Annotated in this window: 11 protein-coding genes; 4 read left to right on the top strand and 7 right to left on the bottom strand. The window is 46.3% G+C overall.

The window, feature by feature from the left end:
• Positions 1 to 295: 295 nt before the first annotated feature.
• From A0256_01960 to A0256_01930, 7 genes are all read right to left on the bottom strand, one after another.
• Complete coding sequence (locus tag A0256_01960) at positions 296 to 2,107, bottom strand: GTP-binding protein TypA (GenBank protein AMR30271.1); 1,812 nt, start codon at positions 2,105 to 2,107, stop codon at positions 296 to 298.
• 2,304 nt (positions 2,108 to 4,411) lie between these two features.
• Complete coding sequence (locus A0256_01955) at positions 4,412 to 5,338, bottom strand: alpha/beta hydrolase (protein ID AMR30270.1); 927 nt, start codon at positions 5,336 to 5,338, stop codon at positions 4,412 to 4,414.
• A 10-nt stretch (positions 5,339 to 5,348) separates the two neighbouring features.
• Positions 5,349 to 6,230 (bottom strand): NmrA family protein, encoded by an 882-nt coding sequence (locus tag A0256_01950; GenBank protein AMR30269.1) that lies wholly within the window; start codon positions 6,228 to 6,230, stop codon positions 5,349 to 5,351.
• 73 nt (positions 6,231 to 6,303) lie between these two features.
• On the bottom strand, positions 6,304 to 6,867 hold the full coding sequence (locus tag A0256_01945; protein AMR30268.1) for a Crp/Fnr family transcriptional regulator: 564 nt from the start codon (positions 6,865 to 6,867) through the stop codon (positions 6,304 to 6,306).
• A gap of 178 nt (positions 6,868 to 7,045) precedes the next feature.
• Positions 7,046 to 7,813 carry a hypothetical protein gene (locus A0256_01940; protein ID AMR30267.1) on the bottom strand — a complete coding sequence of 256 codons (768 nt, stop codon included), beginning with the start codon at positions 7,811 to 7,813 and terminating at the stop codon, positions 7,046 to 7,048.
• 91 nt (positions 7,814 to 7,904) lie between these two features.
• A complete protein-coding gene (locus A0256_01935; GenBank protein AMR30266.1) occupies positions 7,905 to 8,522 on the bottom strand; it encodes a TetR family transcriptional regulator in 618 nt (205 codons plus the stop codon).
• 1,067 nt (positions 8,523 to 9,589) lie between these two features.
• Positions 9,590 to 10,405 carry an esterase gene (locus tag A0256_01930; protein ID AMR30265.1) on the bottom strand — a complete coding sequence of 272 codons (816 nt, stop codon included), beginning with the start codon at positions 10,403 to 10,405 and terminating at the stop codon, positions 9,590 to 9,592.
• A 469-nt stretch (positions 10,406 to 10,874) separates the two neighbouring features.
• Here A0256_01930 and A0256_01925 point away from each other — a divergent pair, with 469 nt between their 5' ends.
• From A0256_01925 to A0256_01910, 4 genes are all read left to right on the top strand, one after another.
• Positions 10,875 to 11,582, top strand: a complete 708-nt coding sequence (locus A0256_01925) for an esterase (protein AMR30264.1) — start codon at positions 10,875 to 10,877, stop codon at positions 11,580 to 11,582.
• Between the two features lie 116 nt (positions 11,583 to 11,698).
• Positions 11,699 to 12,769, top strand: coding sequence for a glutathione synthase (locus A0256_01920; GenBank protein AMR30263.1), 1,071 nt, complete (start codon positions 11,699 to 11,701; stop codon positions 12,767 to 12,769).
• 244 nt (positions 12,770 to 13,013) lie between these two features.
• Entirely contained in the window at positions 13,014 to 14,111 is a 1,098-nt protein-coding gene (locus A0256_01915) for a carboxylate--amine ligase (protein ID AMR30262.1), read from the top strand.
• Entirely contained in the window at positions 14,111 to 14,311 is a 201-nt protein-coding gene (locus A0256_01910) for a hypothetical protein (protein AMR30261.1), read from the top strand. The genes A0256_01915 and A0256_01910 overlap by 1 nt, the downstream gene beginning before the upstream one ends.
• Positions 14,312 to 14,314 lie beyond the last annotated feature (3 nt).

Genomic DNA, 14,314 nt, shown 5'->3' with positions numbered 1-14,314 from the left:
CCGCAAAGCGGAGAGAGGGTCGGGCAGCGCAGCGACCCCGGGGTGAGTCCACTCTACGCCAAGCAAAGAGGGTGTAACAAAAAAGGGTCAAATTGCTTTTCACCTTCTTTCCGCAAAGCGGAGAGAGGTTCGGGCAGCGTAAGCGAACCCGGGGTGAGTCCCCTCTACGCTGTCCTAGCCTACCTGTTCCAAACCCTACAAAACAGCAAAAAGCCCCGATTTTGTCGGGGCTTTTTGCTTGTTTATAGCATCAGATTTCAAGATAGGAAATTTCTTCCCGTTCCTTGCATCCAAATTATTGTGCCTGGAATTTTTTGGCGTTGATCCTTCTTTCGTTTTCGTTCAGGTAGATCTTACGCATCCTGATACTTAGCGGTGTTACCTCAATGTACTCGTCAGCCTGGATGTACTCCATCGATTCTTCCAGAGAAAATTTAATAGCAGGTGCAATACGAACGTTGGTATCACTACCAGATGCACGCATGTTGGTTAACTGCTTGCCCTTGGTTAAGTTGATCACCAAATCGTTATCGCGGATGTGCTCGCCTAAAACCTGGCCTTCGTAAACGTCAGTTCCCGGATCGATGTGGAACCTGCCACGATCCTGTAACTTATCGATAGCGAAAGCAGTAGTTTTACCGGTATCCATAGATACCAATACACCATTTGCACGACCAGGGATCTGGCCTTTCCATGGTTCGTATGCTTTAAAGCGGTGGGCCATAATCGCCTCGCCACCAGTTGCTGTTAATACGTTGTTACGTAAACCGATGATACCACGTGCAGGGATATCAAACTCTAAGTGTTGTAAATCGCCTTTTGGCTCCATTACTAACAAATCGCCTTTGCGCTGTGTTACCAGCTCAATTACTTTACCTGCAACTTCGCCCGGTACATCTACAATCAGGGTTTCTACCGGCTCGCATTTTACACCATCAATTTCTTTGATGATCACCTGTGGCTGGCCAACCTGCAATTCGTAACCTTCGCGACGCATGGTCTCGATCAATACAGATAAATGGAGAATACCACGGCCATACACCAGGTATGAATCAGGCGATTCGGTTTCAACAACCTTCAGCGCCAGGTTTTTTTCCATCTCTTTGTACAAACGATCGCGTAAGTGGCGTGACGTTACAAACTTGCCTTCTTTACCAAAAAACGGTGAAGTATTAATGGTGAACAGCATGTTCATGGTTGGCTCGTCAATTTTAATAACGGCCAGTTGTTCCGGCTGATCGAAATCGGCAATGGTATCACCAATGTCGAAACCTTCAATACCAACAACCGCGCAAATATCACCGGCGTTAACCGATGTAGCTTTTACTTTACCCAATCCTTCAAAAGTGTAAAGTTCTTTGATACGTGTTTTTTGGATCGTGCCATCGCGTTTTACCAAAGAAACCGGTTGGTTTTCTTTAACGGTACCACGTGCAACACGGCCAATTGCGATACGGCCAACGAAAGAAGAATAATCTAACGAAGTGATCTGCATCTGCAAAGTACCTTCATTGATAGGTGCCGGTGGAATGTTCTCCAAAATAGCATCCATCAACGGGAAAATATCTTCAGTAGGTTTTTTGTAGTCGGTACTCATCCAGCCTTGTTTGCTCGATCCGTAGATCACCGGGAAATCCAGTTGCTCTTCGGTAGCCTCCAGGTTAAAGAATAATTCAAAGATCTGCTCGTAAACCTCTTCAGGGCGGCAGTTCTCTTTATCCACTTTGTTAACCACCACAATTGGTTTTAAGCCTAAAGCCAAAGCCTTTTGGGTTACAAAGCGGGTTTGAGGCATAGCGCCTTCAAATGCATCGCAAAGTAATAAAACGCCATCAGCCATTTTCAATACACGCTCAACCTCTCCGCCAAAGTCGGCGTGACCAGGGGTATCAATGATGTTGATCTTAACATCTTTATACATTACCGAAACGTTTTTTGATACGATGGTAATACCACGTTCACGTTCCAGGTCGTTGTTATCCAATATCAATTCACCAGTCTCCTGCCCATCGCGGAAGATAGCGCAACTGTGTAAAATCTTGTCAACCAAAGTGGTTTTACCGTGGTCAACGTGAGCGATGATCGCTATATTTCTTATTTTTTGCATAAAATGCGGCCTCTAAATTTGGCGCAAAGGTACGTTTAATATATGAGATTTTAAAACAACAGCAAGGGAAAAGTGATGGGTGTTAAGAAATTACAGCGGCGTTACAATGGAAGTTAGCGTCAAGACAGTTAGATCCAAGAGTTTGACAAAAATGGGGTGCCGATATGCATCGGCATGATGGCTATCTAATGTCCACTTGCTAAGTCTCCAGCTTTGCGTTCATCCGTCCTTTGGGGTGCCGATATGCATCGGCATGACGGCTATTTTAACTAATGCCGAAATTATTTCGGCATCTCACCGGCTTGTGATCCGGCTCTGAGTTAACCCGTCCTACCCCAAGCCGTCGTGCCGAATTTATTTCGGCATCTCACCAGCTAAGTCTTCAGCTTTGCATTCATCCGTCCGGCTAAGTCTCCAGCCTGGTGATCACCTGTCTTGTGGGGTGCCGATATGCATCGGCATGACGGCTATCTAATGTCTCGCCTGCTAAGTCTCCAGCCTTGCGTTCATCCGTCCTGTGAGGTGCCGATATGCATCGGCATGACGGCTATCTAATGTCCACTTGCTAAGTCTCCAGCTTTGCGTTCATCCGTCCGGCTAAGTCTCCAGCCTTGCGTTCATCCGTCCTGTGAGGTGCCGATATCCATCGGCATGATGGCTATCTAATGTCCACTTGCTAAGTCTCCAGCTTTGCGTTCATCCGTCCTGTGAGGTGCCGATATCCATCGGCATGACGGCTATCTAATGTCCACTTGCTAAGTCTCCAGCTTTGCGTTCATCCGTCCTGTGGGGTGCCGATATGCATCGGCATGACGGGTGTTTAATGTCGTTCTTGCTAAGTCTCCAGCCTGGTGATCACCTGTCTTGTGGGGTGCCGATATGCATCGGCATGATGGCTATCTGATGTCCACTTGCTAAGTCTCCAGCTTTGCGTTCATCCGTCCTGTGAGGTGCCGATATGCATCGGCATGACGGCTATTTTAACTAATTCCGAAATTATTTCGGCATCTCACCGGCTTGTGATCCGGCTCTGAGTTAATCCGTCCTACCCCAAGCCGTCGTGCCGAATTTATTTCGGCATCTCATCTGCTAAGTCTTCAGCTTTGCATTCATCCGTCCGGCTAAGTCTCCAGCCTGGTGATCACCTGTCTTGTGGGGTGCCGATATGCATCGGCATGACGGCTATCTAATGTCTCGCCTGCTAAGTCTCCAGCTTTGCGTTCATCCGTCCTGTGGGGTGCCGATATGCATCGGCATGACGGGTGTTTAATGTCGTTCTTGCTAAGTCTCCAGCCTTGTGAGCACCTGTCTTGTGGGGTGCCGATATGCATCGGCATGATGGCTATCTGATGTCCACTTGCTAAGTCTCCAGCTTTGCGTTCATCCGTCCTGTGAGGTGCCGATATGCATCGGCATGACGGCTATTTTAACTAATTCCGAAATTATTTCGGCATCTCACCGGCTTGTGATCCGGCTCTGAGTTAATCCGTCCTACCCCAAGCCGTCGTGCCGAATTTATTTCGGCACCTCATCTGCTAAGTCTTCAGCTTTGCATTCATCCGTCCGGCTAAGTCTCCAGCCTGGTGATCACCTGTCTTGTGGGGTGCCGATATGCATCGGCATGACGGCTATCTAATGTCTCGCCTGCTAAGTCTCCAGCCTTGCGTTCATCCGTCCTGTGAGGTGCCGATATGCATCGGCATGACGGCTATCTAATGTCCACTTGCTAAGTCTCCAGCTTTGTGATCACCTGTCTTGTTGGGTGCCGATATGCATCAGCATGATGGCTATTTTAACTAATGCCGAAATTATTTCGGCATCTCACCGGCTTGTGATCCGGCTCTGAGTTAACCCGTCCTACCCCAAGCCGTCGTGCCGAATTTATTTCGGCATCTCACCAGCTAAGTCTTCAGCTTTGCGTTCATCCGTCCTGCTAGGTTTCCAGCTTTGCGTTCACCTGTCATGTGGGGTGCCGATATGCATCGGCACGACGGCTATTTTAACTAATGCCGAATCTATTTCGCCATCTTACCGGCTTGTGAGCTGGCTCTGAGTTAACCCATCCTACCCCAAGCCGTCGTGCCGAATTTATTTCGGCATCTCATCTGCTAAGTCTCCAGCTTTGCGTTCATCCGTCCTGCTAAGTCTCCAGCTTTGCGTTCATCCGTCCTTTGGGGTGCCGATATGCATCGGTTGGACGGCTATTTAAAGTTCTCCTTCCGACTTTAAATTAGCATCCCACCTGCTAAGTAATCAGGATTAGTTCCACCAGCTAAAAGTCAACTCCCCCAAATTTAACGCTCATTAATTCAAAAATGGTTTAATGATTTCAAGCACTTTCTCGGGGTGCTCCTCATTCATGTAATGGCCGCTTTCCAACATTCCTACTACATTACAATTCTTGGCAACATATGGTAGCCCCATTTTCATGAAATTATAACTTACATTGCTGCCAATGCCTAAAACAGGCATGGTTAATGGCTGATAAGTTTTACCGTCCTCAATATCCTGTGTAAAGGATTGGTACCAGGCATTTGAAGCGCGAATGTTTTCTTTTTCATTATAAACCGAAGTATATACCTCCCTTTCAAAGGTTGATAGTTTGGTTTCATCTATCATGACGTAAGCAAATAACCAGTCCAGCAAATACCGGAATCTTCCTTCCAGTAGCTGCTCCGGCAAGCCTTTTACCTGGTTGAAGCCCATCCACCATACATACTGCGCTTCGCCTGTCATTTTTTCCTTAAAAGTACCTAATGCTGGTATTAGAGGCATTTTCAGCATGCCTTCACTGGGATGCGCCCCATCCATGATCACTAATTTGTCAATGCTTTCTGGATAGTTAAATGCAGTGCTCATAGCAACCATACCGCCAATATCGTGGCCAAGTAAATGAACTTTTTCCAGGCCCAGCTGCCGGATAAGTTCATAAATATCTTTAGCCATGGTTTTTTTATCATAACCCGATTCGGGCTTCCCGGAGGTACCCATTCCACGAATGTCTACAACGATCACCCGGTAATTTTCCGCGAGTGCCGGTGCTATGTTTCGATAAGAGTACCAGGTTTGTGGCCAGCCCGGAAGGCAGATCAAAGGTTTACCGCTTCCACCTTCCACATAATGTAAATCCACACCGTTAACGGTAGCATATTTGTTTTCAAATCCGGGCCACTGTTTGATGAGTTCTTCATCGGAATAGGGATCAGTCACTTTTAGTTCTTCGTTATTCATATTTGTCTTTTTAAATATTTGATTCGGCTGATGACCAGTTTAAAACGTCATACCGGTTATTGTCCAACCCGGGGTGATGAACTAAAAGCATACTATAGAGGTATTGCGCCTGCTGCCATTTAGGATAGAGTTCGTTTTCTCCGTCGGGGTGGGCTGCCCGCTGTGTTTTGTTGTAGGCCGAAAAGTTTTCCATTGAGCCCATAGCAGTTAGCTGAAATTTTGATCCTTTATGTTGTTCGCTTAAACTAATCAGGTCATTGGGGCTCACCCGGAAGCTGGCGATCCTTAACGATCTTGGCGCATTTGCATCCATTGCGGCCATTGCCGTGTAGGCAGCTGTGTCGTCCATTGTCGTGAAATCAATTTTCCAGTCGGCCTTATCCTCATAATAAGCAACGGATTTTGTTTTGGTATTAAAGAGTGGTGTATTGTACCTCAGGATATCAGCGAAAGCGCCGTTGAATATAGAGGTGGCCCGGATAGGGCTTTTATTAAGTGTCTCTTCAAATTCTTTCCGCAGGTCAAAATTTCTGTTTTCACCGGAGGGCATCAGCGTAAAATCAGTAGAAAAATCTGAGGGGATAAAACGGGGAACTCCGGCAGCAACAGCCGCGTTTAAGATTTTGGTTTGCGCATCAATAATTACAGTGTGAAGCCCTGCAAGGGCAGAAATTACACAGGAAACACCATTGCAGGCGCCGATTAGTTCCTGTTCATTGGATAGGTTGACCTTAAAAACATCCACACCCAATTGCTCAAGCGCTTTAATTTTTTCCGGGTCGCTTCCTTCACGAACAAGTGCCCTGACGGGGACATTTTGTTTAATGAGTGCCCGGCATATTTTATGACCGAGATTACCTGTAGCTCCTGCTACCAATATTGGTTTTTTCATTTGCATCGTTGATTGATGATGCAAAACTATGGACGAATAAGGCGGCAAAAACTACCATTTGGTAGTTAATCAATTATTTGACGTTTTTCCTGATCCTGCTTAACGCGTTGGGGGTAATGCCCAGATAAGAGGCGATCTGTTTAACCGGAACTCTTTTGATCATTTCTGTTTTTGCCATAAACTCCAGGTAGCGCTCTTCGGCAGATAAGGTTTGAAAACTGATGATCTGGTCGATCATCCTGACAGCCATGGCTTCCCAGGTTATGCGGCCAAATTCCTGCCATGCCGGCAGTTGTTTGTACAGCCTTTCCATTTCCGGCTTGTCAATATAGATGAGTTCGGTATCTTCTATCGCTTCTATGTTGAACCTGGTTGGTTTTTGAGGATTAAGGCTGGAGATCTCGGTAAAAAATTCGTTTTGAAATACCACCCACGCTGTAAGCTGATCATCGAACTGCCCGAAAAAGAATCGAAGCGCACCCGACTTTATAAAAAAGTATTGCTGCGCGATCTGGCCGCGTTTCAATACCAGTTGCCCTTTCTTGACTTTTTTAATTTTAAAATTGGAGAGAATGATCTCCATTTCCTGATCTTCGACAGCAATTTTTGACCTGATGAAGTCAGCGAATTCCTTCATTTATTTAGCTTAACAAACGATTTAGCAAAAATAACAAAACAGACGGATACATGTCGAAACATCCGATTTTCAATAATTTGCAATGGCTAATGTTATCAAGCTAAGTTGGAGCCAACCACTCGTGCGCCAGCCACCGAGAAAATGCAATCATGAAAATCCTTCGTTCCAAAATCATTTTTCAGGCCCTCACCAACGGCCTCCCATTTAAAGCCTGCGCCAATAGCAACATCGCAATTACCCCATAAACCACCGCCGCCAACCAGGTCAGCTTCACATCCTTCAGCAGGTAAAAGGCCAACAAGGGCAACACCTGCAGCGCATGCATGCCTATGAAGTGCGCAATTCGCGGATCGCCAAACCGGCGGCTCCAGTTGAGGAAGGGGAGGCCGCCGCTACCATCAGGCCCGCCAATGGTATGTGCCATTCTCCCGCCCATTATTGCGCCTTCAAAGGCAAAGATGACAAACAGGAAGATACCCAGCCGGATGCTCCAGAGGTAATAGTCGGGCAATTGCGGGAAGGTTTTGGTGCAAAAGAGCAAGCCGATGTAAGCCGTGTGCAGCGTAACCGCCGAGGCGGCAAATGCCATTGCACCGTAAAGAGCAGCATATAAAGGCGTGCTTCGGTTAAAATGGGAAAGCTGGCCGCGCGCTGCCTGCCAGGTGATATACACCAGCTCGAATCCTAAAACGCTGATGGTGACCCAATTGTAAATTGTTACCTGCCAGGGCAGGTTGAGGTAGCCGGTAAACCAGCCCATGGTCCAGCAGAAGATACCTATCGACAATGCAAATTTAACAGGCTTGTACCAGGCATTGGTGCCGGCCACCTGAAAAGGATTTGCCCTGGAAGCAACAGCCAGTGCAATGGCGGTAATGAAGCACAGCAATCCGAAAATGAACAAAGGTTCGTTACGGAATTTGAGGGTGATTAGGAAGCTGTTCATGATGTTGGTTTTATTTTTTTATGGTTAATTAATTCTTTTATAATCTTTGTTTATTATATGAACAATGTTCATTTAAATGGCAAAAAAAAGGTTATAGCTTTTTAAGGATGGTTACAAATTCTTCAAAGCCGGCCTGCACAATTTTATCGGCATTGCTGAGCCGAACGCCATTCGCCCGGTCGCTGATATGCAGACTGCACATGCCATGAACCAAGCCCCAGATCATGAAGGTAAGCGGCTCGGGCTGGTGACCTTTAAAATGATGCTGGCTAATGCATTGCTCCACGGTGGCTTTTAAAAATGCAAAAGCGTTGGTGCCTTCTTTCCAATCTTCTTCTTTGGCATCATTTATCACTTCCATCGGCGCTTTAAGGCTAAACATCAAATCGTACATATCGGGGTTTTCCAATGCAAAATTGATGTAGAGCCTGCCCATGGCAATCAGCCGTTCCATTGGGTCTGCCACATGCCGCAGTACATCAAATTTGCCGCTGAGCTGTGCAAAACCCTGGATATGCAGCTCGTTCAGAATGGCATTTTTATCCTTAAAGTAAATATAAACGGTACCTACGCTATAGTCGATATGCTGTGCTATGCTGCGAATGGTAGTTTGCGCCACGCCTTTTTCCACGAACAACCTCCGGGCGCTGTTTAAGATCAGCGTCTTCAGGTGTTCTTTATCTTTTACTTTACGGTCGGCGATGGTCATCGTGTTATACGATGCAAATTAAATGAACATTGTTCATAAAAACAAGGGGCTTGCAGAAAAGTTTTGGGTAGACGGGGATTTGGATAGTAATCATACAAGTTGAGATGCCGAAAAAAATTCGGCACCATTCAAAATAGTCGTCATGCCGATGCATAACGGCACCCCACAGGACGGGTGATCGCAAAGCTGGAGACTTAGCGGGTGCGACATTAGATAGTCGTCATGCCGATGCATATCGGCACCCCACCGGACGGGTAATCGCAAGGCTGGCTACTTAGCAGATGCGAAATTAAACAGTCGTCATGCCGATGCATATCGGCACCCCACGGGACGGGTAATCGCAAGGCTGGTTACCTAACATATGAGATGCCAAAATAAATTCGGCACGACGGCGTGGGGTAGGGTGGGTGAGATCAGAGCCGGGCCACTTCGCAGATGAGATGCCGAAATAAATTCTACTCTTCAAAATAGTCGTCATGCCGATGCATATCGGCACCCCACAGGACGGGTGATCGCAAGGCTGGTTACCTAGAATATGAGATGCCGAAATAAATTCGGCACGACGGCGTGGGGTAGGATGGGTGAAATCAGAGCCGGGCCACTAGCAGGTGAGAAGCCGGAATAAATTCGGCACCATTTAAAATAGTCGTCATGCCGATGCATATCGGCACCCCACAGGACGGGTAATCGCAAGGCTGGTTACCTAGCAGATGAGATGCCGAAATAAATTCGGCACGACGGCGTGGGGTAGGGTGGGTGAGATCAGAGCCGGGCCACTTCGCAGATGAGATGCCGAAATAAATTCTACTCTTCAAAATAGTCGTCATGCCGATGCATATCGGCACCCCACAGGACGGGTGATCGCAAGGCTGGTTACCTAGCATATGAGATGCCGAAATAAATTCGGCACGACGACCTGGGGTAGGATGGGTGAAATCAGAGCCGGCTCACTTAGCAGATGAGATGCCGAAATTAATTCGGAACGACAACCTGGGCTAGCATGGGTGGAATATTTGCCGGCAAAGAAAATAATTCAAAACATCGTTTAGATGTTTGTGGTCCCGGATCTACTTCCCAAAGGCCCAGCACAAAAACTTACCCATAGCTTTGCCCCAGGTTTCGCAATCGTGTTTGCCGCCCAATATTTCCAGGTATTGGATATCGGCGGGGCGGGTGTAGCCTTTGTTCTCCAGCTCGATGATGATATCAATCGTGTCATCTATCGAATCAATAATGCCATTTTTGTTCCGGTCGGCGATTTCATCTTTGGTGCCGGTTTGCAGCCAGAATTTTAGATCCGGTTTCCCTGCTGTTTCGCGCAGCTGCGCGTGCATCAGGCGGTCGGCATCGGTGTAGCCTTTAACCAAATCCTTGTTCCTCCACCAGAAAGATGCGGAAAAAGCACCCACCTTATTAAACAGGTTTGGGTTGTTCCAGGCAATATCCATCGCGGATAAGCCCCCAAGCGAAAATCCGGCAAAGGCCGTACTTTCAAATTGATCGATGCCGGTTTCGGCATGAATTGCCGGGAGTAGTTCTGTTTTAATGAATTGGGTATATCGGTCAGCTTTGCTTCCGCGGTCTTTATAATCAGGTTTGCCTGCAATCCCGTACTCCTGTATCCGTTCCTCACCGGCGCTAATGGCCACTATCAGCAGAGGTTTTAAGCAGTTGCGGCTGTACAGATGCTCAAGGGTATCGGTAAGGCCAAGGTTGTCGATTTCCTGGCCGTCGTTTAATAATAATAAGTGCAGGGGTTCTACCACGCCTTCTTCCGAAGGAAGCATCAAAGTGCAGGTAACATTACGGTTGAGTACGGTTGATTGGATGGTAAGCTCCTGCCTGGTAATGATCATTTCTGTTGTTGTACCGTATCTGTACATAGCTAATTTAATAAAGGGTACAAAAATAAGGTTATAGTTTTAAAATTTTGACTAGCAAGGGTATTTGCCACGGTAAATCGGCTAATAATTGCTTAGCCTTTACATTTGGCAGTTTTTTGATATAGGGTGGCCCCCTGAAAAAGTAGGGGAGGATTAGTTGAAAAGTAGTGTAAAATTTACACAGAAAATGGGCATATTTTTAACTCCAGGTGTTTCACTTCGGGTGATTCATCCCTAAAAGGTGTATTGTTCAACTTGTTGTAAATAAAGGATTTAGTTAAATATCCGGGTAAAAAGGTGTTTCATTAAAAAATGCAAATTATTGATTATCAGTTATAAAGGTGTTTCACCCGATTCACATTCGCGGAGTGAAACACCCCGGCTGTTAAATTGATGGTGTGAGGATTATTTTGAGGGTTGTTGACATTTACATACAAACCTGCTAACTTACCCTCTCAAACAATTCATCTTGAAAGAACAATATCACCGCTGGTACTCACCCAACGTAAATATGGACCTGGAAATGCTGGTTTTTGGCGACCGGGGTTACCCGGTTATCCTGTTCCCGACCACCAAGGGCCGCTTCCATCAGAACAAAGACTTTGGACTGGTTGAGGGCGTGCGCTGGTTTGTAGAGGAGGGCTTGGTGAAGATCTACTGCCCCGATACGATCGACGACCGCAGCTGGTACGATAAGGGCATCCACCCGGCAGACCGCGCCCGCAATTATGCCCGTTACGATAAAATGCTTTTAGATGAGCTGGTCCCCTGGGCGCAGCACGAAACCGGTGTTGGCCGCGTAGCAATGGCAGGATGCAGTTTTGGCGGTTACCACGCAGCTAATTTTGCATTTAAACATCCCGAAAAAGTGGCGCACCTATTTACGATGGGTGGTGCGTTCGATATCAAAATGTTTACCGATGGCTACCACGATGAAAACGTTTATTATAACAACCCGGTAGATTTTATACCGGGCAGCAATAACGAATGGTTGTGGCGCATGAACATTATCCTGTGCACATCAGAGCACGACATGTGCAAGGGATATAATATAGAAATGTCAAACATTTTGCGGGCCAAAAACATTAATCATTGGCTGGATATCAGGCCGGACGCTAACCACGACTGGCCGATCTGGAAAGAAATGTTTCCGCATTATTTGAGCACGATTAAATAGAAGCAGGAGATCAAGAAGCAGGAGATCAAGAAGCAGGAGATCAAGAGTCAAGATCCAAGAAATCAAGAGGCAGGAGAAAATAAAAGACAAACATCAACCATTATAAAAACATTTGCATGAAAAAAATAGGCATCTTATTCGGTCAGGAAAATTCTTTTCCTCAGGCGTTTGTTGATAAGATCAACGAGAAAGCCGAAAAAAACATCACGGCCGAATTTGTCCGCATTGATAAAATGATGCAGGGCGAGCCGCTGGGCTACTCGGTAATTGTGGATAGGATTTCGCAGGATGTACCCTTCTACCGCGCATCGCTAAAAAACGCAGCTATCACGGGTACGGCGGTGATCAATAACCCCTTCTGGTGGAGTGCAGACGAGAAGTTTTTCAACAACGCGCTGGCTGTTAAATTGGGCGTACCTGTGCCCAAAACCGTATTACTTCCTTCAAAAGACCACCCGGACAGTACTACCGACCGCTCTTTCCGTAACCTGGCCTTCCCGCTGGATTGGGATGCGATATTTAATTACGTGGGTTTCCCGGCATACATGAAACCTTTCGACGGCGGCGGCTGGCGCGATGTTTATAAAATTGCTGATAAAGAGGATCTTTGGGAAAAATTTGCGCAAACAAAGCAATTGGTAATGCTGCTGCAGGAAGAGATCATCTTTGATGACTATTTCCGCTGCTATTGTATTGGCGGCAAGCATGTGCGCATTATGCAATACGAGCCTCGCAACCCGCACCACCTGCGCTATGAGCATGGCAAAGCACCGGCATCAAAAAAAATGTTGGATACTATTACTAAGTACGTATTGCAACTGAACCAGTACCTGGGTTACGATTTTAATACCGTTGAATTCGCGGTGCGCGATGGCATTCCATATGCTATTGATTTTTGTAACCCTGCGCCGGATGCAGAAGTAACAAGCGTTGGCCAGGATAACTTTGAATGGGTGGTAGAAACCTCTGCGAGCTATGCCATAGAACGTGCAAAAGCTCAAAAAGCTGACCGGGATAATCTTACCTGGGGCGAATACGTTCGCGCAGGGATTGCTGGAAAACCTTTAGTGGCAGCCGCAAAAGCTGCAATAGCCGAAGATGTATCCGTGGCAACAATTGAGGAACCGAAGCCGAAGAAAGCTAAAGCAGCAGTTAAGGAAGCGGCGCCTAAAAAGTCTAAGAAATAACAGGAATGTTTTTCATTGTCCGTCGGTTTAACAAGTGGATAGCACCCGGTAGAGACCCAATATTCAGGGTCTCGCTGGAACGGACAATGGGTACAAATGTCCGCGTTAAGGATTGTAGCGGATACCGGCGTTGTGGTTAAGGCCTGTGCAGTATGAGCGGAAAGCCTGGCCGGAGGCAACGCCCCAACAATGATAAAAGCAGTAAACCCAATATAGGTACATCAAACCAAACCCCTAACCAATTATGAATAATTTCACTTTAGGTGTTGAAGAAGAATTTATGGTGATTGACCCTGTTACCAGGGAGCTAAAATCGCATCAGCAAAAAATTGTGGATGGGGCACAGAAGATTCACGAGGACCAGGTAAAGGCCGAAATGCACCAGGCTGTTGTAGAGGTAGGTACCCATATTTGCCAAAATACCGATGAAGCCCGCAGAGAGGTGACTAAACTGCGCGGAACCGTTGCCCAACTGGCCGGGGACTTGGGTTTGCGGATTGGTGCAGCGGGGACGCACCCTTTTTCACACTGGCAGCACCAGCTGATCACGGATCATCCCAGGTACTTTGAAATTGTGGATGAGTTGCAGGAAGCAGCTAGATCCAACCTCATTTTTGGCTTGCATGTGCATGTGGGCATCCAGTCGCGGGATATGGCAATTAACATTGCCAACCAGGCCAGGTATTTTTTGCCGCACGTTTATGCATTATCCACCAATTCGCCGTTTTGGGAGGGCAGAAACACCGGGTATAAATCTTTTCGTACCAAGGTGTTTGATAAATTCCCAAGAACGGGAATACCAGACTACTTTGCCAGTATTGAGGATTATGATAATTATATAAAGCTGCTGGTGAAAACCAACTGTATAGATAATGCTAAGAAGATCTGGTGGGATCTCAGGGTACATCCGTTCTTTGAAACCATCGAATTTCGTGTTTGCGATTGCCCGATGCTGATAGATGAAACCATGACGATGGTAGCACTTTTTCAGTGTATTTGCGCCAAGCTTTATAAACTGCGGTTATCTAATATGAAATTCATTACTTATAACAGGGCGCTCATTAATGAAAATAAATGGCGCGCAGCGCGTTATGGTATTGATGGTAAAATGATAGATTTTGGTAAAGAACTGGAGGTAAATACCCGCGCGCTAATACTGGAACTACTGGATTTTATTGACGACGTGGTAGACGATCTGGGTTGCCGTGATGAACTGCAATATGTTCATAAGATATTGGAGCATGGTACAGGTGCCGACAGGCAGTTGGCTATTTACAACCAAAACAATAAATTTGAAGACGTGGTGGATTACATCACATCGCAAACACTAAAGGGAATTTAATGGATATACAGAGCTTTGAGGGATTGCAGTTGAAACTAAACGACGGAATAACCCTCCGAAAAGAGAATGGTGAAGAAATAAAAGGCTTTTACATGGGTGAATACAATGCCGGTGGTAAAACTTTTGCATTTTCTAACTTTGTAAATGGAAGTGTAGAAGTCATATTGATTGAACAACTGCAGCAGCTTATAAAAGGTTAAAAA

Source organism: Mucilaginibacter sp. PAMC 26640 (genome assembly GCA_001596135.1).
Taxonomy (GTDB): Bacteria; Bacteroidota; Bacteroidia; order Sphingobacteriales; family Sphingobacteriaceae; genus Mucilaginibacter.
Note: the sequence above shows the minus strand (reverse complement) of the source record. Positions and strands in the feature narration are given on the sequence as shown.

What these genes read in the sequence shown, in the direction of transcription:
- A0256_01960 (AMR30271.1), bottom strand. Translation starts at nt 2,107, where the DNA reads ATGCAAAAAATAAGAAATATAGCGATCATCGCTCACGTTGACCACGGT.
- A0256_01955 (AMR30270.1), bottom strand. Translation starts at nt 5,338, where the DNA reads ATGAATAACGAAGAACTAAAAGTGACTGATCCCTATTCCGATGAAGAA.
- A0256_01950 (AMR30269.1), bottom strand. Translation starts at nt 6,230, where the DNA reads ATGAAAAAACCAATATTGGTAGCAGGAGCTACAGGTAATCTCGGTCAT.
- A0256_01945 (AMR30268.1), bottom strand. Translation starts at nt 6,867, where the DNA reads ATGAAGGAATTCGCTGACTTCATCAGGTCAAAAATTGCTGTCGAAGAT.
- A0256_01940 (AMR30267.1), bottom strand. Translation starts at nt 7,813, where the DNA reads ATGAACAGCTTCCTAATCACCCTCAAATTCCGTAACGAACCTTTGTTC.
- A0256_01935 (AMR30266.1), bottom strand. Translation starts at nt 8,522, where the DNA reads ATGACCATCGCCGACCGTAAAGTAAAAGATAAAGAACACCTGAAGACG.
- A0256_01930 (AMR30265.1), bottom strand. Translation starts at nt 10,405, where the DNA reads ATGTACAGATACGGTACAACAACAGAAATGATCATTACCAGGCAGGAG.
- A0256_01920 (AMR30263.1), top strand. Translation starts at nt 11,699, where the DNA reads ATGAAAAAAATAGGCATCTTATTCGGTCAGGAAAATTCTTTTCCTCAG.
- A0256_01915 (AMR30262.1), top strand. Translation starts at nt 13,014, where the DNA reads ATGAATAATTTCACTTTAGGTGTTGAAGAAGAATTTATGGTGATTGAC.
- A0256_01910 (AMR30261.1), top strand. Translation starts at nt 14,111, where the DNA reads ATGGATATACAGAGCTTTGAGGGATTGCAGTTGAAACTAAACGACGGA.